Origin of the sequence: Microbacterium bovistercoris, from assembly GCF_003387575.1 — a bacterium.
In the GTDB taxonomy this organism is placed as follows: Bacteria; Actinomycetota; Actinomycetes; order Actinomycetales; family Microbacteriaceae; genus Microbacterium; species Microbacterium bovistercoris.
Map to the genome: position 1 here is coordinate 22097 of NZ_QUAB01000035.1, position 25549 is coordinate 47645.

Genomic DNA, 25549 nt, shown 5'->3' on the forward strand with positions numbered 1-25549 from the left:
TCAGAACCCCGGGTACTCACCCATGCGCTGCTCGAACTCGGCGCGGTCCTTCTCGCTGAGCAGCTCGCGGGCGATGATCGTCAGCTGCACGCCCTCGACGGGCTCGCCTGTGGCCTGGTGCTTGGCCTCGCGGTCGGCCTGTGCGGCGCCGGTCGGGTCCTTCGACGGATCGAACGCGTCGACGTACAGCATCAGCGGGTCGGGGAACGCGTCGCTGTACCACTCCCAGGTGTGCTGCTCTTCGATGTCGGCAGAGCCGTACAGCTTCGCCACCATCTCGGACGAGATGCCCGACTCCGAGGAGTTCAGCGGGTACAGCGCATACATGTCGCGCTCGGCGAGCACCTCGTCGATCACGGCGGCGATCTCGCGCTTGCGGTCGTTGTCGCGCACGGGCTCCACCGTGGTCCACTGCTCGGAGGTGTACTGCTGCAGCATCGACTCGCCGCCGTAGCCGTTGCGCTCGTGGCGGGTCGTCGGCTGCCCGGACTGCTTCCAGGAGTAGCCGAACTCGTCGGTGAGCCGCGCCCGGATCTCGGTCATCAACTCGTCGCCGTTCGCCTGCACCTGCTCCAGCGACGGCTGGGACAGCACCTCGCCCCTCGACGTCCCCTTCACCCCCGGGTACGCCTCCTCGTGCTTCTGCGCCTCGCTCTTCACGCCGTCGTAGGATCCCGTGGCGGATGCCACGACGGCACCCACCGCACCGACCGTGGCCATGTTGAACAGCAGCGCGATCGCGAGGGAGATCGCCCCGAGCATCCGGCCCCTGGTGGTCAGCAGCGCGGCGATGATGAGGCCGGCGACGATCAGCTGCAGCACCATCACGGTGACCGAGTACACCGGGTCGGCGCCGCCGCCGATCATCGCGCCGAACAGAATGAGCGCGAACAGGATCGAGGCGACCAGCGCCACCCAGCCCAGCGCGTTCGACTTCGTCTTCGGGACGTCGATCTGCACGGTCTCGGCGCCTGCGGGTACTGCCGGGGCGGCCGCCGTGCGCCTCGCCCCGTGATATCCGCCGGGCGGCGGTACCGGCGGCGCGCCCTGGTCTCCGCCGAGATAGCGGGAGCGCTGCTCGTCTACCATGGCTTGTCCGTTCCGGAGCCGGCGCCCTCGTCGTCGCCCGAACCGCCCCCGCCGAGCTGATCCTCACGATCCTGCTGGCCCTGGCCGAGCTTGTCCTCGATGTCGTCGAGCTTGCCCTGGTCGGGCTGCTGCTCGGTCTGGCCATCGCCGCCCTGACCCTGCTCGGGCTGCTGCTGACCCTGCTGCTGCTTCTTCTGCAGGCGGTCCTCCAGATCGTCGAGGGTGTCGCCCATGTCGCGACTCGGGTCGGACGACTGCTGCTGCGCCTGCTCGCTGTCGCACTCCTTCGGGGTGTCCACGGTGATCTCGAGCGCTTCGCCGTACAGCTCGGCGGCCTTCGCCGCGTCGCCGCCGGCCTGCTCGGCGTCGCCCATCCGCTCCACGACGATCGCGAGATTGATGCGCACATCGCACACCTCGAGACCCTTCGCGAGCGTCAGTGCGTCCTCGAGATCGGCGCGCGCCTCGGGCAGCCGATCCGCGCCGGCGAGAGCGGTGCCGGAGTTGAATGGCGCCTTGTACGGCTCGAACACGTTCCACCACGACTGGCCGTGTGCGGCGGCCTCCGAACCCGCGTAGTCGCCGGTCACGTAAGCGCTGATCGACTGGTGCGCGAACGCGTACATGCTGAGCAGCTTCGCGACCAGCACGAGCCCGGCGATCACCAGAGGGATGCTGCCGATCGCGATCCACCGGCGGATGCGGCGGCGCCGCCGGTTCGCGGCGAGAAGAGCGGATGCCGGGTCGGTCATCGGGCGCCTCCCGCCTGGGTCCCTGCGGTCACATCGGCATGGGTCCCTGAGCCTGTCGAAGGGTCGGTGCCTCGGGCCGGGGACGCTTCGACAGGCTCAGCGACCCAGTGTGCGGGGGTGGGTGCGGACGACGCTTCGACAGGCTCAGCGACCCATGCTTTCGAGCCGAGAACGAGCCCCCGCATCCGGGTCACGAGCATCGTCGCGCGGGCGAGTTCCACGCCAAGCAGCAGGACGATGATCAGCGCGAACACCCAGTACAGCTCGGTGACGTCGCCGACCTCTCCGGATTCGGCGTAGTCGGTCGTCGTCTTGGGAGCCTCGGGCAGCGCGATCTCGGCGTCCGCCGTGCGGTGCTCGTACTCGACGCCGAGCTGGTCCGCGAGCTTCTCGAGGTTCCCTTCGTCGATCACCGAGCGGGCTTCCTGGCCCTGGTACTCGATGTACTCCGATCCGGTCGAGCCACGGCCGGTGGTGATCCTCATCGGCCCGCCGTCCGCGGTGCCGTAGCCGAGCACCGCACCGGCGTCGACGTACTTCTGCGCGGTGCCGAACGATTCCGGCTCGTTCTGAGAGGTCTGCTCGCCGTCGCCGAGGTAGAACACCATGCGGGCTCTGTCCGGGGCCGCCTTCGCCGCCGACTGCAGGGTCTTCGCGAGCAGCTCGTTCGCGACGCCGATCGAGCTGCCGCGGGACTGCGCGGTGACCTCGGGGCGCAGCACGTCGAGCGAGGAGATCAGCGCCGTGGCATCCGTCGTGAGAGGCAGGCGCAGCTGCGCGGTCGCGTCGAACGTGATCAGCGCGAAGCGCGCGCCGGGGTACTCGTCGACGATCTTCTGCACGTCGGCGCGCACGCCGTCGAGGCGGGGCTTGCCGCCGTCCCAGTCCTCGGCGACGATGCTCGCCGTGGTGTCCACGGCGAGCACGACGTCGGTGTCGGTGGCGAGGGTCTGCGAGCTGCCGCCCGGGATGCCGGGGCGCATCAGCATCGCGAATGCGGCGAGCAGCATCAGCATCCGCAGCGCCCAGATCCAGCGCGGTGCATGGGTCCCTGAGCCCGTCGAAGGGCGCACGAGCGCCCACACGATCGCCGCGGCGACCGGTGCGCACAGCAGCACCAGCAGCAGCGGATTCAGGACGGGCTGGAGGATCACAGTCGCACCACCCACAGCAGCGCGAGGAAGCCGAGCACGGCGACGAGCAGCAGCGCGATCCACAGCTTCGGGGCATCCGCCCAGATCACCTGGGCCTGCCCGCGCAGCGCCGCCGCCTCCTGCTTCTGGATCTCGCCCACGATGTCGGAGACCGTCGTGGTGTCGCGCAGGCCGTACGCCTGACCGCCGGTGGCCTGCGCCGCCTTCGTCAGCCCGGCGCTGGTCTGCACCTTCGCATCGCCGATCGGGTCGATCGCGAACACCTTCACCTTCTGCGAGGCGGCGTAGGCGGATGCCTCGTCGAGGGTGAGGATCTGCGCGCCGTTCACCTCGTTGTCGGTCGCGAGGATCACTGACCGGCTGCGTTCGTCGTCGAGGTGATCGAACCGCATGGTGCAGGCGGCGAGGCCGTCGCCGATCAGCGAGGCGCCGGGTCCGTTGAGCGTGCCGACCCAGTGATCGGGGGTGTCGGACTGGTAGTCGAAGCCCTCGCGCACCTGGGCCAGCTGGTCGCGGATGAAGGCGTAGTCGTCGGTCAGGGGGAAGACCTGCACCGGCGAGCTGTTGAAGATCGTCAGCCCGATGCGCTCGCCCTTGAAGCCGTCGAGCAGGCTGTCGAACACATCGATCACCTCGCGGTCGACGTCGGTCATCGAGCCGGAGACGTCGAGGCAGAGCACGATGTCGCGGCTGGTGTTCACCGGCTGGATCGTCTGGGCCGCCATCGGCCGCGCGGCCACGACGCCGCCGAGCAGGGCGGCGATCAGGCCGAGGCCCAGGATGCCGGTGAGCGCGGTCATCCGCCGGCGCACCGCCGTGCGGAACGACGGCAGGCGGCGCAGCCGCTCGGCGCGGGAGACGAGGGCACCTTCTCCGTCGCCGATCCGCCCGTGGCGCAGGCCGAGCAGCACGCCGAGGCCCACCGCCAGCGCCACGATTCCGGCGGCGACGAGCAGCATCCATCCGTTCATCAGTGCCATGAGGTCACCACCCTGCGGGCGGCTTCGGCGCCGGCGACCGGGTCGATGGCCGGGCCGCGCTGGAAGATGCTCGGGTAGTAGTGCCGGCGCAGCGCGTCGATCAGGGCGGGATGCACGCCGCGGTGCTCGAGGTCGTCGAGTGAGAGCACCGGCGCCTCCAGGCCGGAGTACTCGTTGACGAAGGCGCGCACGGTGCGGCTGAGCTCGAGGTTGGCCGTGTGCGGATCCATATTCCGAGAGCGGTATGCATCCTCGATCTGCTGGATGCGGCCGAGGTAGTCGGTGCGCAGGGCGCCCAGCACGTCGACGAACAGCGGAGCGGATGCCGGAGCACCGGCGACCGTCAGGCTGCGTTTCGGCTTCGTGAGGGCGATCACGAGCCACGCGCCGAGCGCGATCACCACGAGCACGGCAACGGCCAGCAGGATCCAGCCCCAGCCGTACTGCGCCGGCGGATAGAGGTCGTCAGAGGCGGGCATGCGACCTCCGGTTCAGCATCCGCAGCAGCGCGGGCACGGCGGAGTCCTGGCCCTCGATCTCGGTGTGGCTGATCTCGAGCCGGCGCAGCAGGTCGTCGCGGCGGGCGATGTCGGCGGCCTCCTGTGCGGCCAGCTCGGCCATGATCGCGGGATCGCCGTGGGCGAAGTCGGGCACCCGCCAGCTGGTGTCGACGTCGCGGCGTGCACTGTGTGCGCGCGTGTGCAGCACCGGATCCGCGTCCCGCAGCGTGACCCACAGCACGTCGTGCTGCACCTTCAGCCGGCGCAGCATCCGCTCGGTCTCGTCGGTGGTGGGTTCCTCGTCGGTGACGATGACGACGATCATCCGTCGCGCGATGGTGCGCGCGACGTAGCCGAGCAGCGCATCGCGATCGTTCGGTGCGGTGCTCGCGTCGACGGCGCGCTGTATGCGCCGCAGGGCATGCTCGAGCCCGCCCTCGGTTCCGCTCGGCGCGAGGCGCTGGATGCCGGAGGCGTCGCCGTGCACCATCGAGAAATCGTCGCCGTGTCGCACGGTGAGGAAGCCCAGCGCACCGGCCACGAGCACGGCCAGCTCGGACTTCGGCCGCTCGTCCTCGGCGAGGGCCTTCATGCCGCGCCCGGTGTCGACGACGAACAGCACCGTGTGCATGCGCGTGGCCTTCGTGCGCTTGACCAGCGGTTCGCCGTGCTTGGCCGTTGCGCGCCAGTCGATGTCGCGCACCTGATCGCCGTACTCGTACGGCCGCAGGTCCTCGAAGTCGAGGCTGCGACCGCGCAGCAGCGACGCGTAGGCGCCGTCGAGCGCGTGCATCGACTTCTTCGAGGAGTGGATGAAGAGCTTGCTCTTCACCTGCGTGATCAATGCCGTCAAAGCTGGGTCCCTGAGCCTGTCGAAGGGTTACGGCGTCGGCACCGCGGCGAAGATCTGGTCGATGATCTCCTCGCTGCGCACGCCCTCGGCGTCGGCCTCGAACGTCAGCAGTACGCGGTGCCGCAGCACGAGGTGGCGCAGTTCGCGGACATCCTCGGGAAGCACGTGCGTGCGGCCGTTCAGCAGGGCGAGGGCGCGGGACGCCTGCAGGAAGGCGATGCTCGCGCGGGGGCTGGCGCCGTACTTGATGTACCGGGCGCGCTCCTCGCCGATGTACGGCGCAGGGTTCCTGGTGACGTACGCGAGCTGCACGATGTAGTTGCGGATCGAGGGGTCGACGTAGATCTGCGCAGCGGTGGTCTGCAGCATCCGCACGTCGTCGAGGCTGATCGCACCTGGTACATGCCGGTCGGGGTCGAGCACGCCGGAGTCGATGCGTCCGAGGATCTCGAACTCCTCCGCGGGGCTCGGGTACTCCACGATCTCCTTGAGCAGGAAGCGGTCCATCTGCGCCTCGGGCAGCTCGTAGGTGCCCTCCTGCTCGATCGGGTTCTGCGTGGCGATCACGAGGAACGGGCGGGGGAGCGGATGCATCTCGCCGCCGATCGTGGTCTGCCGCTCCTGCATCGCCTCGAGCATGGCCGACTGCGTCTTGGCACTGGAGCGGTTGATCTCGTCGAGCAGCACGAAGTTCGCGTGCACCGGGCCGAGCACGGTGCGGAAGGTGCCGGAGGAGGCGTCGTAGATCTGGTTGCCGGTGATGTCGCCGGGCAGCAGGTCAGGGGTGCACTGGATGCGCTTGAAGCTGGCCTTCACGGTGTCGGCGAGCGTGCTCGCGGCGGTGGTCTTGGCGAGGCCGGGCACCGACTCGAGCAGGATGTGGCCGCCCGCGATCAGGGCGATGAGCAGGCTGGTGCGCAGTCGCTCCTGGCCGACCATCTTGGTCGAGTACGACTCCGAGATGACGCGGATGATCTCGCGTGCCCTCGTGATGTCGAGGTCCTGGGGCGCCGAAACCTGGGGCGGTGCGCCGGTCGCCGGGCCCGGAGCCGTCGAAGGGCCTGGCACGGAAGAGATCGGCGGCGCGGGCGGGGGCGGGGGTGCGGCGGACGCCCCGCCTGCGGCGGGGAAGGATTCGGTCATCGTCGGTCTCCTCACGGCGGGCCGTGCGGCGGCCCCGCTACAGGGTAGTCGCCGCGCCTCCGTGGGGACGCTCAGGAAGATTCAGATCCCGATGTCCTTGCGGCGCATCTCGATGGGGTCGCCCTCGGTGCCGTCGGAGTACTCCGCCCGCACACGGGGGTTGCCGGGGATGAGGGTCAACACCGACCTGCCGATGTCGAGCGACGCGCGGCCGGCGGCATCGAAGGTCACCGACCCGGCATCCTTCCAGCCATACTCCACGCTCGCCGTCGACCCGGGCTCACCGGTCATCGTCAGGGTGTAGCTCTTGACGATCTCGATGCCGATCGCGTTGTCGCCGCGGTTCTCGGTGATCCCGGTGAACGCGAGGGGCGCGGGAGCCACCGGTGCTGAGGGTGACGGCGGTGCGGGCGGAGTCGATCGAGTCGGCTTCGGTGCGGGCGCCTTGCTCTCGGGCGCCGGCGCGGGCGACTCCTGCACGGGCGCCGGCTCCTGCACCGGCGACACGGTCGCCGTCGGGGTGGGAGCGCTGGACGGCGGAGGCGTGCTGCGCGTGACGGGGCCGCCGTATTCGCCGGACTGGCCCGGCGTGTACGGCACGGTGAGCGAATCCTGCGCATCGGCGACGGATACCGGCCGGCCTCCGCTCGCGAGCATGATCGTCGTCGCGACGATGCCGGCGACCACGAGTCCGCCGCCCGCGAAGAGCAGTGCACGCAGGGGGAGGGCGCGCCGGGACCGCACGCGGGCGACGGGTGGCGCCGTCGGCAACGCCGCAGGCGGCGCGGCCGTCGGCAGCACGGCCGTCGGCACCGGAGGAACCGTCCCATAGGGCGCTGCAGGCGCCGGCTCCGCCGCCTGCACAGCGGTCGCCTGCTCGGCGACCGTCTGTTCGTCGAGGGCCGGCAGATTCAGCGCATCAGGCAGCACCACGGCGTCGTCGGCCGGCACTTCCTCGGGCGCCTCGTAACTGCTGCGGTACATCCTGCTCGCTGATCGGTTCGGGTTCGCGGCCGGTCGGGCGGCCGCTCAGTCACCCTACCCGGATGCCGCGGCGGCCGCCGACCCCCGTCGCGCAGGAGGCCGCTCAGGGCGGCTACGCTCGTGCCATGAGTAGGACAGTGCCGTTCCTCGACCTCGCTGACACCGCCTTCGACGTGAACTCCGCGCAGGTGCATGACGCCCGTGACGACAGTTGGTACGCCGAGACGCCGTACGGGTGGGCGGTGCTTCGCTACGACGAGGGCACCGCTCTGCTGAAGGATCGGCGGTTCCAGCAGGGCAACGCCCGCTGGCCGTCGCAGAACGGGATCCATGAGGGGCCGTGGCAGCAGTGGTGGGCCGAGACGCTGCTGAGCATCGAAGGCGCCGACCACCTGCGCATGCGCAAACTGCTCGGGCCCGCGTTCCGCAACAAGACGATCGAGGCGATGCGTCCGGAGTTCCAGGCGCTCGCGAACGAACTCATCGACGCCTTCGCGGGCCGCGGCGAGGTGGAGTTCGTCTCGGAGTTCGCGGAGCCGTACGCCTCCCGCATCCTGTGCCTGCTGCTGGGGCTGCCCGATGACGAGTGGCCGCAGGTGGCGCATTGGGGGGACGACCTCGGCAAGTCGTTCGGCATCAACGTGCGGCACGATCTGCCCCGCATCGAGGTGGCGCTGGAGGGGCTGACCGGATACATCGAAGAGGTCATCGCCGATCGGATGGCGAACCCCCGCGACGACCTGGTGACCACGCTCGTGCAGGCGCACGAGGACGGCGATGCCCTCAGCCGCCGCGAGCTCAGCGTCGCACTGGTGTTCCTCGCCTTCGCGGGCATGGAGACCACCCGCAACCAGCTGGGGCTGGCGCTGCAGACCCTGCTCGCGCATCCCGACCAGTGGGCGCTGCTCGCCGAGCGTCCGGAACTCGGCGCGGTCGCGGTCGAGGAGGTCATGCGAGTGAATCCGACCGTCACCTGGGTCACGAGAGAGGCAATGGAGGACGTCGACCTGAACGGCCTGCACGTGCCCAGGGGAGGAATCGTGCAGGTGCTCTCGCACGCGATCGGCACGGACCCCACGAAGATGGGCGGTGACAGCGGCTTCGACATCCGCGTCGAGGACCGTCCGCTGCACTCCGGCTTCGGCGGCGGCATCCACCACTGTCTCGGCCACTTCGTGGCCCGCACCGACATGTCGGTCGCGCTGCCGCTGCTGGCACGACGGATGCCGGATGCCGCTCCCGACGGTCCCGGCGAATGGCTGCCCGTGTCCGGAAACACCGGGCCGGTGCGGTTCCCGATCCGATTCACCCCGTCGGATGACTGAGCCGGAGCGCGAGCTCACCGCCCCCGTCACGCTCACGCTGCCGAACGGCCGGCTGAACCCCGACGCGGTGGGCTGGGCGCGGCATCCGGTGGTCGACACCGCGGGCATCGGTCGCGGACGCGGCCGCAACAAGCGCTGGGAGTACTGGAACATCGCCACGCCGACGCACGTCGTCGGGCTCACGGTCTCGTCGATCGACTACGCGGCCGTGCACGAGGTGTGGGTGTGGGATCGCGCGACCGACCGGACCTGGCACCAGTCGGTGACGAACATCCCGCCGCGCGGCGTGCGGCTGCCGGCCCGGCTCGAGGCCGGGCCCAGCAGGGCCCGCGCGAAACATCTCGAGATCGACATCGACGAGACGGATGCCGGCACCCGGCTGCGCGCCCGGATCCCCGGCGCCGAGATCGACGTGGTCGCCGCGCTCCCGGACGGGCACGAGCGGCTCGCGGTCGTCGTGCCGTGGGGTGAAACGCGGTTCCAGTACACGGTCAAGGATGTCGCGCGCCCGGCATCCGGCATCCTCATCCTCGACGGTGTGGAGCACGAGCTGCCGCAGGGAGCGTCGTGGGCGGTGCTCGATCACGGCCGGGGGCGCTGGCCGTACGACGTGCGCTGGAACTGGGGCGCGGGCTCCGGCGTCTCGCACGGCCGCACGATCGGCATCCAGGTGGGCGGGCAGTGGACCGTCGGAACCGGATCGACCGAGAATGCGTTCTTCGTCGACGGTCGGCTGCACAAGATCCACGACGAGCTGACCTGGGACTACGACGTCGCTGAATGGCGACGCCCCTGGCGGATCCGCGGCGGAGGACTGGATGCCTTGTTCACGCCGGTCTACGACAAGGTCACCCGTACGAACCTCGGTGTCCTGGCGTCGTCCACCGACCAGTGTTTCGGCGACTGGTCGGGCGTCTTCCGGACCGAGACCGGGGAGCAGATCGTCTTCGACGGGATCTTCGGCTGGGCGGAGGACGTGGGTGAGCCTGGTGTCGTCGGTGATCGTCGGCGCGGTCGGGTTCATCAATGGTCGGCAATCGTTGCACGATTCGGCGATCGATCAGCTCACGACCATCCGTGAGATGCGCAGCTATGAGATGGTCACCGCCATCGAGGACGCGAAGCGCAGCGCCTCGCTGAACTCCCGCAACCTCAGCGCGCAGAACGCGTCGAAGGCGATCAACGCCGCCTTCGACGAGCTGCAGCAGATGCAGCTGGATTCCGCTCAGCAGGAGACCCTCGAGGCGTACCACCGGGACATCTTCATTCCCGAGCTCGAGAAGCGGTCGGGCGCCGAGTACGGCGACACCGCCTTCATCCCGGCGTCCCCCGCGGGTCGGTGGCTGCAGGAGCACTACTCCGTGCAGAACCAGGACTTCGACAAGGACTACGACAAGATCCTGATGCAGAACGATGCCGGCGACGGCACCGCCTATTCGGTCGCCGCCGAGCGTTACGGCGACTATTTCTCGCGACTGGTCGAACAGGCCGGCTACGAGGATGTGCTGCTGCTGAACCTCGAGGGCGATGTGGTCTTCTCGGCCTACAAGGGCGTCGATCTCGGTACGAACCTCAACAACGGTCCCTATGAGGAGAGCGCATTCGCCGAGGCGTATCGCGCGGCCGTCGCCACCAACTCGGTGAACACCACGGAGCTGACCGACTTCGAACGCTGGATCCCCTCCCTCAACGTGCCGAGCATGTGGGTGATGTCGCCGATCGGCAACGATTCCGGTATCACCGGTGTGCTGGCGATGCAGCTTCCACTGGCATTCGTGAACGACGTGATGACCGGCGGGGACCAGTGGAGAGGGCAGGGCCTCGGTGACACCGGTGAGGTGTACCTGGTCGGCCGGGACGACCTGATGCGCAGCAACTCGCGCAAGCTCATCCAGCATCCGAAGGAGTACGCCCAGTCGGTCATCGATGCGGGCACACCGCCGAGCACGGCGAAGCGCGTCGTCGAGGTGGGTGGCACGGTGCTGCTTCAGCCGGCGGATGCTGTGAGCGTGGAGAGGGCGCAGCGCGGCAAGGAGGGCACGACCGTCGGCCCGGGCTACCTCAGCGGTGAGACCGTCGTCAGCTACGGACCGCTCGACGTGCCGGATCTCGACTGGGTGGTCATCGCACGCATCGACGCCGAGGAGGCGTTCGCGCCGACTGCCGACTTCACCCGTACGGTGCTGCTCTGGCTGCTCGGCATCATGCTCGCGGTCGCCCTGCTGTCGCTGCTGCTGGCCCAGGTGTTCACCAGGCCCGTGCACCGGCTGGTCGGAGCGGTGAACCGGGTGGCGGAGGGCGACCTCGACGTGCAGGTGCCGCAGGGATCGCGCGACGAGTTCGGCGATCTCGGCAGCGCCTTCAACGACATGGCATCCAGCCTGCGCATCAAGCAGCAGCTGATCGACGAGCAGCGCTCCGAGAACGAGAAGCTCATGCACACGCTGATGCCCGAGAGCGTGGCGACGAAGTACCGCAACGGTGAGGAGGCGATCTCGGAGGCGCACGACAACGTCTCGGTCGTGTTCGCCGAGCTCGTCGGATTCGACGACTACGCGAGCGACCTCTCGCCCGAGGACGAGGTCGCGCAGCTCAACGTGCTGATGCGCGGCTTCGACGAGGCCGCGGAGAAGGCCGGCGTCGAGAAGGTGCGAACTCTGCACGAGGGGTACCTGGCGTCATCCGGCCTGATCGTGCCGCGCGTCGACAACGTGCGCCGATCGGTGCAGTTCGCCCGTGACCTGCTGGCCGTGATCGAACGGTTCAACACGCAGAACGGGGCGGAGGTCGCTCTGCGCGTCGGCGTGGACACCGGAACCGTGACCAGCGGTCTGGTGGCGAGGACGACCCTGGCGTACGACCTCTGGGGCGATGCGGTGAACCTGGCCTATCGGGTGCGCTCGGTGACGGGCGAGCCGGGCATCTACGTCAGCCAGGACGTGCGGGACCGCACCAATGAGCTGTTCACGTACGTCGAGGCCGGAACCGTCGAGGTGAAGGGCCGTACCGAGACCGTGTGGAAGGTGGCCTGACATGGACGAGGCTTTCGCCGACGGCTGGGCCTGGTGGGTGATCGCGATCGCGATCGGCTTCCCCGTGCTCCTCGTGGGCATCACCGAACTGCTCGGTGCGCTGCGCCGGCGCAACAGCCCGCTCGCGGGTCCCGTCGCGATCCTGCGCAACTGGGTGATCCCCGTCGGCGCCCTGTTCGCGCTGCTCGCGTTCGCACTGCAGTCTCCGGCCGACCAGGTCTGGGTGCGCGTGGTCGCCACCGTGTTCGGGTTCCTGCTGATCCTGCTGGTGCTCTCCGCCTTCAACGTCGTGCTGTTCTCGAACGCCTCCGAAGGATCCTGGCGTAAGCGCATCCCGACGATCTTCATCGAGATCGCACGGCTGGTGCTGGTCGTGGTCGGGCTCGCGATCCTGTTCTCCTGGGTGTGGAACGCGGATGTCGGCGGGCTCTTCGCGGCACTCGGCGTGACGTCGATCGTCATCGGCCTCGCGTTGCAGAACGCCGTGGGCGGTGTGATCTCGGGTCTGCTGCTGCTGTTCGAACAGCCGTTCAAGATCGGCGATCACCTCGACACCGGTGGGGTGAAGGGCCGGGTCATCGAGGTGAACTGGCGGGCCGTGCACATCGACACCGGCTCCGGCATCCAGATCGTGCCGAACTCCACCCTGTCGGGAGCGTCGTTCACGAACATGAGCGAGCCCGCGGGGCCGTACGCGGCGGCAGCCGACATCACCTTCACCACCGACGACCCGCCGCACGAGGTGGTCGCCCTGCTGGTCGACGTGGCCGAGGGGCTGCCGTTGCGGCTGCCGCGCGAGAAGGTGTCTGTGCAGTACTCCGGCAAAGGCGCGTACTCGGTGGCCATCCCTGTGGCGTCGCCTGCGGATGCCTCCCGTGCCCTGACGGTCTACCTGTCGTGGCTCTGGTACGCCGCGCGGCGCCGCGGGCTGGCGCTGGACGGCGACTCCACTGATCCGATCGCCGAGCCCGCCCGGCTTGATGCCGCGATCGACGCGCTGGCCCCGCATCTGCACCTGGACGAGACGGACCGCGAACTGCTGCGGACCTCCTCGCGCCTGGAGCGGTACGGCGCGGGCGAGACCGTGCTCGGAACGGGCGTCGTCCCCGATCGGGTGCACTTCATCGTCGACGGTGCGGTGACGGTCGCCCTGGAAGTCCGGGGCAGCCGCATCGAGTTCGCCACCGCCGAGCGCGGCGACCTGGTGGGCCACACGGCACTGACACGCGAACCCAGCAAGGCGGTGAGCACAGCGGCGGGCATGCTCACGGTGCTGACGGTCCCGCTCGAGACGGTCGACGCTCTCGTCCGGGCGCGTCCGCGGCTGGCCGCCGACATCGGGGAGCTGCTCGACATGAGGCGTGCACAGGCGACGGAGGCCCTCGCCGCGCGCGGTCTCACGATCAACGCGCTCACCGAGCGCTGATGGCGGGTCAGCGGGCGTCGAGAAGGTCGGGCTCGTCGGCGCGCTCGTCCGCCACGGCCCGCCGGCGCCCGACCCACAGCACGCCGGCGCCGACGGCGATGATCGCGACGGCGATGCCCACGACGTAGCCGGCGACCCCGAGATACCCGCCCGGCACCATGTGGGGGTTGAGGAACGGATACGGGTACCACCACGGGTCGCCGGTCGCGGGCGCGGTGATGGCATTCGCGCGGAGCAGCGTGTAGACGACCCAGACGATCGGGAACGCGGCTACGGTCCACAGCGACGACCACGGCAGCGCACGTGGGCGCGGCGCGAACAGCACGTCGGCGAGCAGGAACAGCGGCGCGATCACGTGCAGCACTTCGTTCGACCACCACACCGTCGAGCCCTGATCCAGGGCGATTCCGCGCAACAGCACGTTGTAGACGATGCCGGTGACGATCATGTAGGTCGCCACGCACAGCAGCAGCGTGGCGAGCCAGCGCGGTTCGGCGCCGGTCGCGTGCCGCAGCATCCACACGCCGCCGATCGCCAGCGCGACCACAGCGCCCACGTTCGACAGGATCGTGAAGAAGCTGAAGAAGTTCGCGATCACGGTGGGCAGGTGCGCGGCCCAGGGATCGGATGCCGCGAGCGTGCGCTCCACCGTGCGGATCAGCTGTGCGACGATGGCGCCTGCAGTCAGCGCGGCCGCGGCGATTCTGGCCCACGGCCACCATGTCGTCATGGCGAAACTGTATCGCGGGGTGCCTTCGATAGGATGGTCCCGCCCGCTCAGGGCCAGCTCATCTGTCGGTGCAAGCCCGGCGAACAGCGCATTCCAGGGGGTCCACCCATGCCAGGACTAGTTATCGTCGGCGTCCAGTGGGGCGATGAGGGCAAGGGCAAGGCGACTGACCTGCTCGGCGAGCGCACCGACTGGGTGGTGAAGTTCAACGGCGGCAACAACGCCGGGCACACCGTCGTCGTCGGCGACGAGAAGTACGCCCTGCACCTGCTGCCCTCCGGCATCCTGACCCCGGGCGTGACGCCGGTGATCGGAAACGGCGTCGTGGTCGACCTCGAGGTGCTCTTCAGCGAGCTCGAGGCGCTCTCGGCCCGCGGCGTCGACGTCTCCAAGCTCAAGGTCAGCGCGAACGCGCACCTGATCACCCAGTACCACCGCACGCTCGACAAGGTCACCGAGCGCTTCCTCGGCAAGCGCAACATCGGCACCACCGGCCGCGGCATCGGCCCGGCCTACGCCGACAAGATCAACCGGGTCGGCCTGCGTGTGCAGGACCTCTTCGACGAGAACATCCTGCGGCAGAAGGTCGAGGGCGCCCTCGACCAGAAGAACCACCTGCTGGTGAAGGTGTTCAACCGCCGCGCCATCACCTGCGACGAGATCGTCGACGAGCTGCTGGCCTACGCCGAGCGACTGCGCCCGATGGTCGCCGACACCGGTCACCTGATCGCCGAGGCCCTCGGCCGCGGCGAGGTCGTGGTGTTCGAGGGCGGCCAGGCCACGATGCTCGACGTCGATCACGGCACCTATCCGTTCGTGACCTCGTCGACCGCGACGGCCGCGGGTGCGGCAGCCGGTTCGGGCGTGGGCCCGAACAGCCTCGACCGCATCGTCGGCATCGTCAAGGCGTACACGACGCGCGTGGGCTCGGGACCGTTCCCGACCGAGCTCAACGACGAGATGGGCGAGTGGCTGCGCAAGACCGGCTTCGAGTACGGCACGACCACCGGTCGCCTGCGCCGCACCGGCTGGTACGACGCCCCGATCACCCGCTACGCGACCCGTGTGAACGGCATCACCGACCTGGTGCTCACCAAGCTCGACGTGCTCACCGGTCTCGACCGGATCCCGGTGTGCGTGGCATACGACGTCGACGGCACCCGCTTCGACGACGTGCCGGTGAACCAGACCGACTTCCACCACGCGAAGCCGATCTACGAGTACTTCCCGGGCTGGAAGGAAGACATCTCGACCGCCCGCACCTTCGACGATCTGCCGCAGAACGCGCAGGACTACGTGCTCGCGCTCGAGAAGATGAGCAACACGCGCATCTCGGTGATCGGCGTCGGCCCGGAGCGCGACGAGGTCATCGTCCGCCACGACCTGCTCGACTGAGTTCGGGGCGCGCGCCCGGCGCGCGAGTGCACCGGTTGCCGGCGAGTGCACCGGTTGTCGACGTCCGTAACCGGTGCACTCGCCGACAACCCGTTCACTCGGCGACAAGAGAGGATGCCGCATGACGCGGTTCTGGCTCGGCGGCTACGGCCCCGACATGGACGGGGATGCCGCGGGCATCGGCCTGCTCGCGGGTGACGATGCGCGCCCGCAGACGACCCTGGCCTACCGCGGCGCGGTCGCGCCGGCCGCGGACCCGTCCTGGCTGGCGCAGCATCCGTCGCTCGACGTCGTGTACGCGGCGCTGGAGGGATCCGGCGAGGTCGCGGCCTTCGTGCGCTCCGGCGAGTCGGCGCTGCGCCCGCTGGGCGCGCCGGTGCCCGCCGGCGAGGCCGTCTGTCACCTGGCCGTCGCGCCCGACGGCCGATTCCTGGTCGCGAGCTGCTACGGCGACGGCCGGGTCGTGCGCATCGGGCTGGACGCCGAAGGACGGCTGGTCCCGGATGCCGCGGACAAGGCCGCCGCATTGCGCGCGGCACTGTTCGGGGACGGATGGCGGGACGAAGGACGGATGCAGGGAGACACGCCGCAGGACCGCCCTGCAGCCGGGGAATCTCCCGACATCCGTGCGGCATCCGACCCGTACCCGACCCCCACCGGAACCGAACCGCGGGTCTCGCACGCGCACTCCGCGGCGTTCCTCCGCGACGGGCGGATCGCGACGACCGACCTCGGCTTCGACCTGGTGCGCATCTGGCGGCCGGGAACGACGGGGCTGCAGCTGGACCACGAGGTCGTGCTGCCGCGCGGCTCCGGGCCCCGGCACATGGTCGCCCACCCCAGCGGGCACCTGCACGTGGTGACCGAGTACTCCTGCGAGGTCTTCACGCTGGCCGCCGACCGCGAAGGGCGCTGGGGCCTCGTGTCGGGCGTGGTCGTCTCGGCGATCGCGACCCCGGGGCACGACTTCCCGGCCGAACTCGCCCGCTCGCGCGACGGCGAGACGCTCTACACCGCGCTGCGCGGCAGCAACACGATCGCGGCGCTGCGGGTGCGCGGTGCCGGTGAGATCGTCGAACCGCTCGCTCTCGCCGACTCGGGTGTCGACTGGCCGCGGCACCACCTCGTGCACGAGGGGGCGCTGCTGGTGGCGGGGCAGCGGTCCGACACGGTCTCGGTGCTCGATCTCGACGAGCGCACGGGTGCTCCGCGCGACGTGCGCCACACCGCTCCGGCGCCCGCGCCGACCTGCTTCCTGCCGGTGCGATGACCCTGGTCCCATGGGGTTAGCCAAGCTAGACTAAGCCCATGGGTATTCAGGTGAACATGCATGAGGCGAAGACGCAGCTCTCCGCCCTGGTCGAGCGCGTGCTCGCCGGCGAACAGGTCACCATCGCCCGCGCCGGCAGCCCTGTGGTCGACCTCGTGGTGCACCGGTCCGACCGCCCGATCGTCGGCATCCTGAAGGGCGAGTTCTCCTACGACGCCGAGGCGTTCGATGCAGCAGACGACGAGATCCGGCAGATGTTCTATGGGGCGGATGCCTGATGCTGCTCGACACCCACGCGCTGCTCTGGCTGGCGATGGACGACGCGCGGCTGGGTCCGCGCAGCCGCGACCGCATCGCCGCATCGCCGCGCGTGCATTACTCGGCGGTGTCGGTCTCCGAGATCGTCATCAAGCACATGCTCGGCCGGATCCGGCTGCCCGGCGGCGATCGCTTCCCGGAGATCTTCGAGCAGATGGGCCTCGTCGAGCTGCCGTTCACCGCGCGGCACGCGAACGCGCTGCGTGAGGAGCCGGAGCTGGTTCGGCACGATCCGTTCGACCGGTTCCTGCTCGCGCAGTCGGCCGCCGAGGGGATGCCGCTGATCACGGCCGATCGCGTGTTGCTCGCCCTCGGCCGCACCTGGGTGCACGACGCGGCCGAGTGACGGCCCGTCAGGCCGCGGCCAGAGCTGTGCGGCGGACGCTGAACAGCCGGTCCATCACGTACGCGGCATCCCTGCCCATGCCCATCAGAGTCGGCGACGCCGCCGAATACTGGAACGGGAGACCGACGAATGCGAGTCCGGGCACGGCCGTCGCCATTCCCCGCTCGTGGTCCGGCCATCCGTTCGCGTCGAACGCCGCGGGGATCTCGAGCCAGTCGAGCCGCGGCAGAGAACCAGTGCACCACACGACGGTCGCGGCATCCACGACCTCTCCGTCGTCGAGCACCGGCCTGCCGTCCACGACCCCGGTGACGCGTCCGACGCGGCGCACGCCCTGCCGATCGAGATCGACGAGGTGATTGCGCACCAGGTTCACGCCGTGCCCCCGGTGCTCCTGCATGAACCGCCGGCCCTTCTCGGTGTCGACCGTGGTGTTCCGCAGCCGCCGGATGAAGATGCTCGAGACCAGGTTGCCGATGGGGGTGTCGATGCGGCCGGGCACCTGGCCGGGATTGCGCCCGGCGATGATCGTCGGATGACCCGACCTCACCGCCTCGAGCGCGACGTCGGTCCCCGAGTTCGCCGCGCCGACCACCAGCACCGGGCCGTCGGCGAAGTCCTCCTCGCCCTGGTAGTCGAGAGAGTGCAATTGGCGGATGACGGGGTCCAGCTCCGCTGCGAATGCCGGCGTGATCGGCCTGTGGTGTGCCCCGGCCGCGACGATCACCTGATCCGCGACGACCTCTCGGCTGTCGGAGAAGGCGAGACGGAAGCGCCCTGCCTCGGCCGTCACGCGGCTCACGCGCGTCGACGTGCGCACCGGCAGGTCGAAGGCCTCGGCGTACCTCTCCAGATAGTCGGCGAGCTGAGCGCCGGTCGGGTACTCGAAGACGCCGATGTCCAGAGCCATGCCGGGCAGCTTCGCCCAGCGCCTCGGGGTGAACAGGCGCAGCGACCGGTAGCGCTCGCGCCAGCTGTCGCCGACGCGGGGGTGATCGTCGTACACCTCGAAGGCGATGCCGCGATCGCGCGCCAGAGCGGCGGCGTGCAGGCCGGCTGCGCCGGCCCCGATGATGGCCAGATCAAGAGTCGTGGTGGACATGATTCCTCCTTTCCGCTGATGCTACGGAGGACGCATCCTCCCGACATCGGCAGAAATGACCAATCAGGTCAGGCTGCCGTGACGAGGCCGTGCTCGAACGCGTACGCCGTCGCCGCAGAGCGGCTCGGCACGCCGAGCTTCGCGAGGATGTTGCCGACGTGGCGCGCGACCGTGCGCTCGCTGAGGAAGAGTCGTTCCGCGATGCGCCTGTTCGACCATCCGTGCGCGACGAGGTCGAGCACTTCGCGTTCGCGCGGACTCAGCCCGGTGGCCGGGGACGGCGCGGTGCCGGCGTTCGACGCGATCCGCTCCAGCCGTGCCAGGTCGGGGATGGCGCCCAGTCCTTCCAGCACGGTGCGGGCGGCGTCGAACTCGAGCTGTGCGCCCTCCTCGTCACCGGCGTCGCGGGCCGCGCGGCCGATCGCGATGCGCGTCAGTGCCGCCTCGTATGGGGCGTCGAGTCGTCGCCAGGTCGACCAGGCCGCGCGGAGCAGCGCCGAGGCATCCGCGAACGGGCCCACCGCCAGGGCCACCAGCCCGTCGGCGTGCGACGAGAGCGCACGGAGGTACAGCAGATCGCCCGCAGCGAGCCCGCGCAGCTCGGCGGCGGCATCGGCGGCGTCCGCGGGGCGCCGCCGATCGAGGGCGACGAGCACCGCGGCGAAGAGCAGCTCGGCGCGCGCCGCCGGTTCCCGCGCCGTGGAACGGGCCCTCGCGAGCCCTGCCCAGGCGGTGTCGAGCTCGCCGGCGTCGCGGTGCACGAGCGCCAGGCCGGGCTGCACCTCACGGCCGAGAGCGGCCGCCTGCCGGTAGGCGTGCAGTGCGGGTTCGGCGCGTCCGGCTACGCGATGCAGCTCGCCGAGCCGGTACCACGCCTTGCCGAGCGTGTCGGTGCGCTCCTCGGTGCGACAGACACCGTCGGCGGCATCCAGCGCGGCCGCCCACTCGCCGCCGAACTGCATGACCGTGGCGGTGTGCAGCGTGCACTCCCCGCGGAACGGCGCGAGTCCGCGCTGGGCGTCGCACCACTCGCCCAGATCTCTCGTCCACACCCTGGCCCGTTCCATGTCACCGCGGGCGAGCAGGCTCGCGATCACCGCGCAGTACGCGGGCCCGGCACCCCGATCGCTCACGTGCCCGGTGCCGATCATCAGCATGACCCGGTCCATGCACGCGACGCCGTCGTCGATGCGTCCCGAGCGCATCAAGGCTCGGCCCTCGCCCATGACGGCGAGGACCTCGACGTCGGCATCGACGCCCGCTGCGCTCCGGCCGGCGACGTGGAACAGCGCTGCGGATGCCTCCGTCTCGCCGCGCAGGAAGACCGCCTGCGCCCGGCACAACGAGGCGATCGCGTCCGTCCGCGGATCGCCGGCGAAGCGCTCGCTGAGATCGAGCAGTCGCGCCATCCAGCTCTGCGCCTTCACAGCGTCGCCATGCTCGCCGAGCGTGAAGCCGAGCCAGAACGCGCAGCGCACCGCATCCGGGCCTGATCCGTCGTCGAGGAACCGCAGGAACGCGCGCTCCCACGCCCGTTCGCAGACGTCGTGACGGCCCGTGAACCACGCCGCCTGGCCGAGGTCGTCCAGGTCGCGCGCATCGAGGTCCCCCTCGTTCGCGACGAGGGAGTCGAAACGCCCGGTCCAATCGACGACCGGGGTCTCCCGGATGGCCATGGACACAGTATCCGCGCCGTTGGATGCGGGGGGCAACGGGTGGGCTGATCCTCACGGTTCCGTGAGAAACACGGCCGGATGTCGGCGGCAGACCCTAGGCTCGGAGCAGACCCCCGAGGAGGCCTTTGATGAAGGCGGTTTTCGCAGGAACGGTGCTCGCCGACGCCGACGAGTCCGAGCTGGTGCTGCTCGAGGGTGACTACTACTTCCCGCCGGCGATCGTGCACCCCGCGGCACTGGTCGAGGGAGCCGCCTTCGATGCCGAAGACGACAGAGGACCGCGACACTACCTCTCCGCCGTGGTCGACGGCGAGAAGCATGCGGACATCGCGTGGTCGTATCCCGAGCCGTCGCAGGCCGCGATCGCCCGTGCCGGCGCCGACTTCACCGACTTCGTCGCCTTCGGACCCGAGGTGGAGGTGCGCTCCTAGGAGCTGCTCATGATCGAATTCCGATCGGTCTCGAAGACCTTCCCCGACGGCACCTCCGCGGTGCGGGAGTTCAGCCTGCAGATCCCCGCCCGCAAGACCACCGTGTTCGTCGGATCGTCCGGATGCGGCAAGACGACCCTGCTGCGCATGATCAATCGCATGGTCGAGCCCTCCTCGGGCGACGTGCAGATCGACGGCGAGAGCGTGCTGACCGGCGACCCGGTGGCCCTGCGCCGCGGCATCGGCTACGTGCTGCAGAACTCCGGGCTCATGCCGCACTTCACCGTGATCGACAACGTCTCGGCCGTGCTGCGCATCACCGGGGTCGCCCGTGCCGAAGCGCATGCCAGGGCACGCGAGCTGCTCGACACGGTCGGCCTGGCGCAGCCGCTCGCCGGTCGCTACCCCGCGCAACTCTCGGGCGGGCAGCAGCAGCGCGTCGGCGTGGCCCGCGCGCTCGCCGCCGATCCCAACATCCTGCTCATGGACGAGCCGTTCGGCGCTGTCGACCCGATCGTGCGCGCCGACCTGCAGCAGGAGCTGCTGCGGCTGCAGCGCGACCTCGACAAGACGGTCGTGTTCGTCACCCACGACATCGACGAGGCGTTCCTGCTCGGCGATCAGGTGGTGATCCTCGACGTCGGCGCGCGCATCGTGCAGCGCGGCACGCCGAGCGAGATCATCGAGAACCCGGCCGACGACTTCGTGGCCGCGTTCATCGGCGGAGACCGGGGCAAGCGCGCACTGCGTCTCAAGCAGACGCCGCGCGGCACCGTCGTCGTCGACGAGTTCGGCCGCACACAGGGCTCCATCGTCGGATCCGATGCCGCGGCGCCGGCGGTCGAAGGCGGCTGACGTGGACTGGATCGTCGAGAACCTCGGGATGATCCTCGATCTCTCCGTCGTGCACCTGCGCCAGAGCCTGATCGCCATCGTCTGCGGGTTCGCGCTGTCGGTGCCCCTGGGCTGGGCGGCGTGGCGGTACACGCGGCTGCGCGGATGGATCATCGTCGCCACTGGCCTGCTCTACACGATCCCCTCGCTGGCGCTGTTCATGCTGCTGCCCGCGCTGTTCGGCTATTCGGCGATCAGCGAGCTCAACCTCGTGATCGCCCTGACGATCTACGCGATCGCTATCCTCGTACGCGCGGTCGCCGACGGCCTCGACTCGGTCGACCCGGTGGTGCGCGAGTCGGCCACCGCGCTCGGCTACGGCCCGCTGCGCCGGTTCCTCACCGTGGAGTTCCCGCTGGCCGGACCGGTGATCCTCGCCGGTCTGCGCGTGGCAGCGGTCAGCACGATCTCGCTGGCGACGGTCGGCATCCTCATCGGCGTGACCAACCTGGGCTACCTGTTCACCGCGGGACTGCAGCGCCGGCTGATCGAGGAGGTGTTCGCCGGCGTGGTCGCGGTCCTGCTGATCGCGCTGGTCGTCGACCTGCTGCTCGTGCTGCTGGGCCGCGCGCTCATGCCGTGGACGCGGCTCGGCACGCGCCGTGGCAGCGGGAGCGGCACGCGCAGCGGTGCAGATGCCGGAGACCGCGCCGCATCCGCCGTCATCGACCCCGCCGGTGACCCCGCGGCGATCGAACCCGGCGCGCTGCCTGTCGCAGGGGGTGGACGCGGATGAACGTGTTCGCCGACGCCTTCGCGTGGCTGTTCGCGCCCGAGCAGTGGCAGGGGCCGAACTCGATCCCGGTCATGCTCGGGCAGCACCTGTTCTACACCGGCGTCTCGGTGCTCATCGCCGTGCTCATCGCCGTGCCGATCGGCTGGGCGATCGGGCACACGGGCAAGGGGCGCGAGGTCGCGGTGGCGTTCGCCGGTGCTGCGCGGGCGCTGCCGTCGTTCGGCCTGATGATCCTGCTGGTGCTGCTGTTCGGCGTCCTGCAGGTTCCCGAGGCCGCCGTGGTCACCTTCGTGCTGCTCGGCATCCCGCCTCTCCTCGCCGGCGCCTACACCGGAATCGAGGCGATCGACCGCCAGGTGCTCGACGCCGCCCGCGCGTTCGGGATGACCCGCTGGCAGCTGCTGTGGAAGGTCGAGGTGCCGCTCGGCCTGCCGCTGCTGGTCGCCGGCCTGCGCTCGGCCGTGCTGCAGATCATCGCCACCGTCACGATCGCGGCCTACGTCGATCTCGGCGGCCTGGGCGCCCCCATCATCCAGGGCCTCCCGCTTCGCCGCGTCGACATGGTGCTCGCCGGTGCCATCCTCGTCGCCGCGCTCGCCCTGCTCGCCGACCTGCTGCTCGCGCTCGCGCAGCGGGCATCCGTCCCCACCGGACTGCGACGCACGACCGCGCGCGCAAGCGCCCGCCCCGCGGCATCCGCCACCTGAACCTGCATCAACCACCGTCAGAGAGGAACATCATGTTCACCGGACGCACCACCCGCACCATCGCCGTCACCGGCATCGCCGCGCTCAGCGCGCTCGCACTCGCCGGATGCGGCGGCAACCCGCTCGACGAGCCCAGCAAGGAGCCCGCCGCCGGCGGCGACGAGACCATCGTCATCGGCTCGCAGGCGTACTACTCGAACGAGATCATCGCCGAGGTCTATGCGCAGGCGCTCGAAGACGCCGGATTCACGGTCGAGAAGAAGTTCAACATCGGGCAGCGCGACGCATACATGCCCGAGGTCGAGTCCGGCGCGATCGACCTGTTCCCGGAGTACACCGGCAACCTGCTGGAGTACTTCGACAAGGACACCAAGGCGACCGGCCCCGACGAGGTCTACGAGGCGCTGGAAGACGCCCTGCCCGACCAGCTCGACGCGCTCGACTACGCGCAGGCAACCGATCAGGACACCTACACGGTCACCCAGGCGACGGCCGACAAGTACGGCCTGAAGTCGATCGCCGACCTGTCGAAGGCCGACAAGAAACTCACGATCGGCGCGGCTCCCGAGTTCGAGCAGCGGCCGTACGGCCCGGCCACGGCCAAGACGGTGTACGGCGTCGACCTGAACTTCTCCGGCACCGGACCCACCACGCTCGAGTCGCTGCTGGCCGGCAAGATCGACGTGGCCGACATCTACAGCGCCGACCCGGCGTTCCAGACCGAGGAGATCGTGGCTCTCGAGGATCCGGAGAACATGATCCTGTCCTCGAACGTGGTGCCGATCGTGGCCGAGGACTTCCCCGACAAGGCCGAGGACGTCATCGACGCTGTGAGCGCGAAGCTCACCATCGACGCGCTCGTGGGCATGAACGTGCAGTCCACGGTCGACAAGCAGGAGCCCGCCGCGATCGCGAAGGCCTGGCTGGCGGACCAGGGTCTGGTCGGCTGATCACTATCCGGGTCGTTGAGCGAGCTCCTTCGTCGCTCGCTCAACGACCGGTGGTGCGCATCAGCTCCGGGCGTCCTGCCGGGGGATCCAGATCTGCTTGATGATGATGAGGATGGATGCCGTGACGGGCACGGCGACCAGGGCGCCGAGCAGCCCGAGCAGCGTGCCGCCGGCCATGGCGCCGATCACCACGAGCGCACCGGGCACCGCCACCGCGCGGTTCATCACCTTCGGCGTCAGGTAGTACGCCTCGATCTGCATGTAGACCAGGTAGCAGGCGGCGAAGGCCAGTGCCATGAGCGGGTTGCTGAACAGCGCGATCACCGAACCCACGATCCAGAACAGCACCGAACCGATCAGCGGGATCAGCGTCAGCATGAACGAGATCGCGGCCATCAGCGGCGGGAACGGCAGCCCGAGGAAGAAGAACAGCAGCAGGGTGACGATCGAGTTGCAGAACGCCAGCACGACCATGCCCATGATGTAGCCGCCGACCGAGTCGGTGATCTGGTCGGTGATGTCGGCGGCGCGCGCGCGGTCGCGGGCCGGGGCCAGGCGCAGCAGCGAGGTCTTGATGCCGGGCAGTCCTGCGACGAAGTACAGCGTCAGCACGAGCACGATCATCGCGCCGGAGATGGCTGTCGCGATCGATGTTCCCACCTGCAGGGCACCGCCGCCGATCGAGAACAGCGTGCCGGGGTCGGTGAGGAACGACTGGATCTGCGCGACGAGATCGCCGACCTGGTCGCCGAACTGCTTCTGCAGCGCCGCATAGAGGTCGGTGGTCTGGAAGTCGCGGATGATGCTCGGGATCGAGGTGATGAACAGGGAGATCTGCTCCACGATGATCGGCACGATCAGCCAGAGCACCAGCACGATGACGGCGAGCAGGGCGAGGATCACGGTGAGGACGCCCCAGCCTCGCGGCATGCCTCGGCGCTCGAGCATCCGCACCGCCGGGTCGAGACCGAGGGCGCCGAACGCGGCGAGGGCGATGTAGATGAGCACGGTGGCGAGATTGGCCAGCATGACACCGAACATGATCGCCGTCAGCGCGCCGAGGGTGACGAGGATGCCGAACACGAAGGGCTTGTCGATCCGCGTCCAGAACGACCGGCTCGGCACCATCGGCTCGATGACGACCGGGGCGGGGTAGGTGTGGTGCTCTGCGGCGGCGGCTGCCGCGGCTTTCGCGGCCGCAGCCCTCTCGGCCCTGCTCGGCTTCGCGGCGGGCGCGGTCGTCTCGGCCGCGGGCTTCTCGGCGATGGCCGCCTCGGCCGGGGTCTGCGCGTTCTCGTCGGAACTCATGGTCACACTCTAGAGGCCCGGGGGGTTCGGGCTATCGTCGTACTGTCGCCGATCGAGGAGCCTCATGACTGACGCCGAAGCCGCCCGTGCCGAGCTGCTGCGCCTGCGCGCCAGCATCGACAACATCGACGCCGCACTGATCTTCATGCTCGCGGAGCGCTTCCGCTGCACGCAGCAGGTCGGCCGGCTGAAGGCCGAGCACGAGATGCCGGCATCCGATCCCGGCCGTGAGGAGCAGCAGGTCGCGCGCCTGCGCGCGCTCGCCGAAGAGGCGCACCTCGACCCCGAGTTCGCCGAGAAGTGGTTCAACTTCGTCGTCGCCGAGGTCATCCGGCACCACACCGAGGCGGCCGAAGGTCGCTGAGCGCGCCGCGGCACCGGGCCCGGGACCCGGGTCCGGGGCGCCGCGTCGGCTCGCGGCGCCCCGGCGAGGTCGGTGCGGCCGTCC

The 25549-nt window shown here is 69.8% G+C and carries 26 protein-coding genes; 14 read left to right on the top strand and 12 right to left on the bottom strand.

Annotation, left to right across the window (positions count from 1 at the left end; genetic code table 11):
- The 8 genes from DY023_RS06360 to DY023_RS06395 form a co-directional block, all read right to left on the bottom strand.
- Nucleotides 1-1089 carry a TIGR04086 family membrane protein gene (locus DY023_RS06360; RefSeq protein WP_116241506.1) on the bottom strand — a complete coding sequence of 363 codons (1089 nt, stop codon included), beginning with the start codon at nucleotides 1087-1089 and terminating at the stop codon, nucleotides 1-3.
- Nucleotides 1083-1841, bottom strand: coding sequence for a tetratricopeptide repeat protein (locus DY023_RS06365; protein ID WP_116241507.1), 759 nt, complete (start codon nucleotides 1839-1841; stop codon nucleotides 1083-1085). The genes DY023_RS06360 and DY023_RS06365 overlap by 7 nt, the downstream gene beginning before the upstream one ends.
- A complete protein-coding gene (locus DY023_RS06370) occupies nucleotides 1838-2995 on the bottom strand; it encodes a vWA domain-containing protein (protein WP_116241508.1) in 1158 nt (385 codons plus the stop codon). The genes DY023_RS06365 and DY023_RS06370 overlap by 4 nt, the downstream gene beginning before the upstream one ends.
- The gene (locus DY023_RS06375) at nucleotides 2992-3975 is read right to left on the bottom strand and encodes a vWA domain-containing protein (RefSeq protein WP_245958617.1); all 984 of its coding nucleotides are present in this window, start codon (nucleotides 3973-3975) and stop codon (nucleotides 2992-2994) included. The genes DY023_RS06370 and DY023_RS06375 overlap by 4 nt, the downstream gene beginning before the upstream one ends.
- Entirely contained in the window at nucleotides 3966-4454 is a 489-nt protein-coding gene (locus DY023_RS06380; protein ID WP_116241509.1) for a hypothetical protein, read from the bottom strand. Before DY023_RS06380 ends, DY023_RS06375 begins: the two co-directional genes overlap by 10 nt.
- Entirely contained in the window at nucleotides 4441-5307 is an 867-nt protein-coding gene (locus DY023_RS06385) for a DUF58 domain-containing protein (protein ID WP_245958618.1), read from the bottom strand. Before DY023_RS06385 ends, DY023_RS06380 begins: the two co-directional genes overlap by 14 nt.
- A 48-nt stretch (nucleotides 5308-5355) precedes the next feature.
- A complete protein-coding gene (locus tag DY023_RS06390) occupies nucleotides 5356-6471 on the bottom strand; it encodes an AAA family ATPase (protein ID WP_116241511.1) in 1116 nt (371 codons plus the stop codon).
- A gap of 81 nt (nucleotides 6472-6552) precedes the next feature.
- Complete coding sequence (locus tag DY023_RS06395; RefSeq protein ID WP_116241512.1) at nucleotides 6553-7455, bottom strand: hypothetical protein; 903 nt, start codon at nucleotides 7453-7455, stop codon at nucleotides 6553-6555.
- Between the two features lie 125 nt (nucleotides 7456-7580).
- Between DY023_RS06395 and DY023_RS06400 the strand changes: the two genes are divergently transcribed.
- Genes DY023_RS06400 through DY023_RS06415 form a run of 4 tightly spaced genes read left to right on the top strand, consistent with a single transcriptional unit; the run spans nucleotide 7581 to nucleotide 13238 of the window.
- On the top strand, nucleotides 7581-8780 hold the full coding sequence (locus tag DY023_RS06400; protein WP_116241513.1) for a cytochrome P450: 1200 nt from the start codon (nucleotides 7581-7583) through the stop codon (nucleotides 8778-8780).
- Nucleotides 8773-9861 carry a DUF2804 domain-containing protein gene (locus DY023_RS06405; RefSeq protein ID WP_116241514.1) on the top strand — a complete coding sequence of 363 codons (1089 nt, stop codon included), beginning with the start codon at nucleotides 8773-8775 and terminating at the stop codon, nucleotides 9859-9861. The genes DY023_RS06400 and DY023_RS06405 overlap by 8 nt, the downstream gene beginning before the upstream one ends.
- The gene (locus DY023_RS06410) at nucleotides 9761-11812 is read left to right on the top strand and encodes an adenylate/guanylate cyclase domain-containing protein (protein ID WP_147303278.1); all 2052 of its coding nucleotides are present in this window, start codon (nucleotides 9761-9763) and stop codon (nucleotides 11810-11812) included. The genes DY023_RS06405 and DY023_RS06410 overlap by 101 nt, the downstream gene beginning before the upstream one ends.
- A gap of 1 nt (nucleotide 11813) precedes the next feature.
- Entirely contained in the window at nucleotides 11814-13238 is a 1425-nt protein-coding gene (locus tag DY023_RS06415; RefSeq protein ID WP_116241516.1) for a mechanosensitive ion channel domain-containing protein, read from the top strand.
- Nucleotides 13239-13245: 7 nt separating this feature from the next.
- Here the strand turns inward: DY023_RS06415 and DY023_RS06420 are convergent, their stop codons facing one another.
- Nucleotides 13246-13968, bottom strand: coding sequence for a Pr6Pr family membrane protein (locus tag DY023_RS06420; protein ID WP_116241517.1), 723 nt, complete (start codon nucleotides 13966-13968; stop codon nucleotides 13246-13248).
- Nucleotides 13969-14076: 108 nt separating this feature from the next.
- Between DY023_RS06420 and DY023_RS06425 the strand changes: the two genes are divergently transcribed.
- The 4 genes from DY023_RS06425 to DY023_RS06440 all read left to right on the top strand — a co-directional run bounded on the left by DY023_RS06425 (nucleotide 14077) and on the right by DY023_RS06440 (nucleotide 17297).
- Nucleotides 14077-15363, top strand: a complete 1287-nt coding sequence (locus DY023_RS06425; RefSeq protein ID WP_116241518.1) for an adenylosuccinate synthase — start codon at nucleotides 14077-14079, stop codon at nucleotides 15361-15363.
- A gap of 121 nt (nucleotides 15364-15484) precedes the next feature.
- Nucleotides 15485-16633: a lactonase family protein gene (locus DY023_RS06430; protein WP_116241519.1), complete on the top strand. Its 1149-nt coding sequence runs from the start codon at nucleotides 15485-15487 to the stop codon at nucleotides 16631-16633.
- A 38-nt stretch (nucleotides 16634-16671) separates the two neighbouring features.
- Nucleotides 16672-16911, top strand: coding sequence for a type II toxin-antitoxin system Phd/YefM family antitoxin (locus DY023_RS06435; RefSeq protein WP_116241520.1), 240 nt, complete (start codon nucleotides 16672-16674; stop codon nucleotides 16909-16911).
- Complete coding sequence (locus DY023_RS06440; RefSeq protein ID WP_116241521.1) at nucleotides 16911-17297, top strand: type II toxin-antitoxin system VapC family toxin; 387 nt, start codon at nucleotides 16911-16913, stop codon at nucleotides 17295-17297. The genes DY023_RS06435 and DY023_RS06440 overlap by 1 nt, the downstream gene beginning before the upstream one ends.
- Nucleotides 17298-17304: 7 nt before the next feature.
- Here DY023_RS06440 and DY023_RS06445 read toward each other — a convergent pair whose 3' ends face one another.
- Together DY023_RS06445 and DY023_RS06450 are read right to left on the bottom strand one after the other, a co-directional pair.
- On the bottom strand, nucleotides 17305-18399 hold the full coding sequence (locus DY023_RS06445) for a flavin-containing monooxygenase (RefSeq protein ID WP_116241522.1): 1095 nt from the start codon (nucleotides 18397-18399) through the stop codon (nucleotides 17305-17307).
- A 68-nt stretch (nucleotides 18400-18467) separates the two neighbouring features.
- Entirely contained in the window at nucleotides 18468-20075 is a 1608-nt protein-coding gene (locus tag DY023_RS06450) for a response regulator transcription factor (protein WP_116241523.1), read from the bottom strand.
- Nucleotides 20076-20203: 128 nt separating this feature from the next.
- Between DY023_RS06450 and DY023_RS06455 the strand changes: the two genes are divergently transcribed.
- The 5 genes from DY023_RS06455 to DY023_RS06475 are packed head-to-tail and all read left to right on the top strand — an operon-like array spanning nucleotide 20204 to nucleotide 23793.
- Nucleotides 20204-20506 (top strand): DUF427 domain-containing protein, encoded by a 303-nt coding sequence (locus tag DY023_RS06455; protein ID WP_116241524.1) that lies wholly within the window; start codon nucleotides 20204-20206, stop codon nucleotides 20504-20506.
- A gap of 9 nt (nucleotides 20507-20515) precedes the next feature.
- Nucleotides 20516-21361: an ABC transporter ATP-binding protein gene (locus DY023_RS06460; protein ID WP_116241525.1), complete on the top strand. Its 846-nt coding sequence runs from the start codon at nucleotides 20516-20518 to the stop codon at nucleotides 21359-21361.
- Nucleotide 21362: 1 nt separating this feature from the next.
- A complete protein-coding gene (locus DY023_RS06465) occupies nucleotides 21363-22136 on the top strand; it encodes an ABC transporter permease (protein ID WP_116241533.1) in 774 nt (257 codons plus the stop codon).
- Nucleotides 22133-22843 carry an ABC transporter permease gene (locus tag DY023_RS06470; protein WP_116241526.1) on the top strand — a complete coding sequence of 237 codons (711 nt, stop codon included), beginning with the start codon at nucleotides 22133-22135 and terminating at the stop codon, nucleotides 22841-22843. Before DY023_RS06465 ends, DY023_RS06470 begins: the two co-directional genes overlap by 4 nt.
- A 32-nt stretch (nucleotides 22844-22875) precedes the next feature.
- Nucleotides 22876-23793, top strand: a complete 918-nt coding sequence (locus DY023_RS06475) for an ABC transporter substrate-binding protein (protein ID WP_116241527.1) — start codon at nucleotides 22876-22878, stop codon at nucleotides 23791-23793.
- Between the two features lie 60 nt (nucleotides 23794-23853).
- Here the strand turns inward: DY023_RS06475 and DY023_RS06480 are convergent, their stop codons facing one another.
- Nucleotides 23854-25101 carry an AI-2E family transporter gene (locus tag DY023_RS06480; protein ID WP_116241528.1) on the bottom strand — a complete coding sequence of 416 codons (1248 nt, stop codon included), beginning with the start codon at nucleotides 25099-25101 and terminating at the stop codon, nucleotides 23854-23856.
- 64 nt (nucleotides 25102-25165) lie between these two features.
- Between DY023_RS06480 and DY023_RS06485 the strand changes: the two genes are divergently transcribed.
- The gene (locus DY023_RS06485; RefSeq protein WP_116241529.1) at nucleotides 25166-25465 is read left to right on the top strand and encodes a chorismate mutase; all 300 of its coding nucleotides are present in this window, start codon (nucleotides 25166-25168) and stop codon (nucleotides 25463-25465) included.
- The last annotated feature ends 84 nt before the right edge of the window (nucleotides 25466-25549 follow it).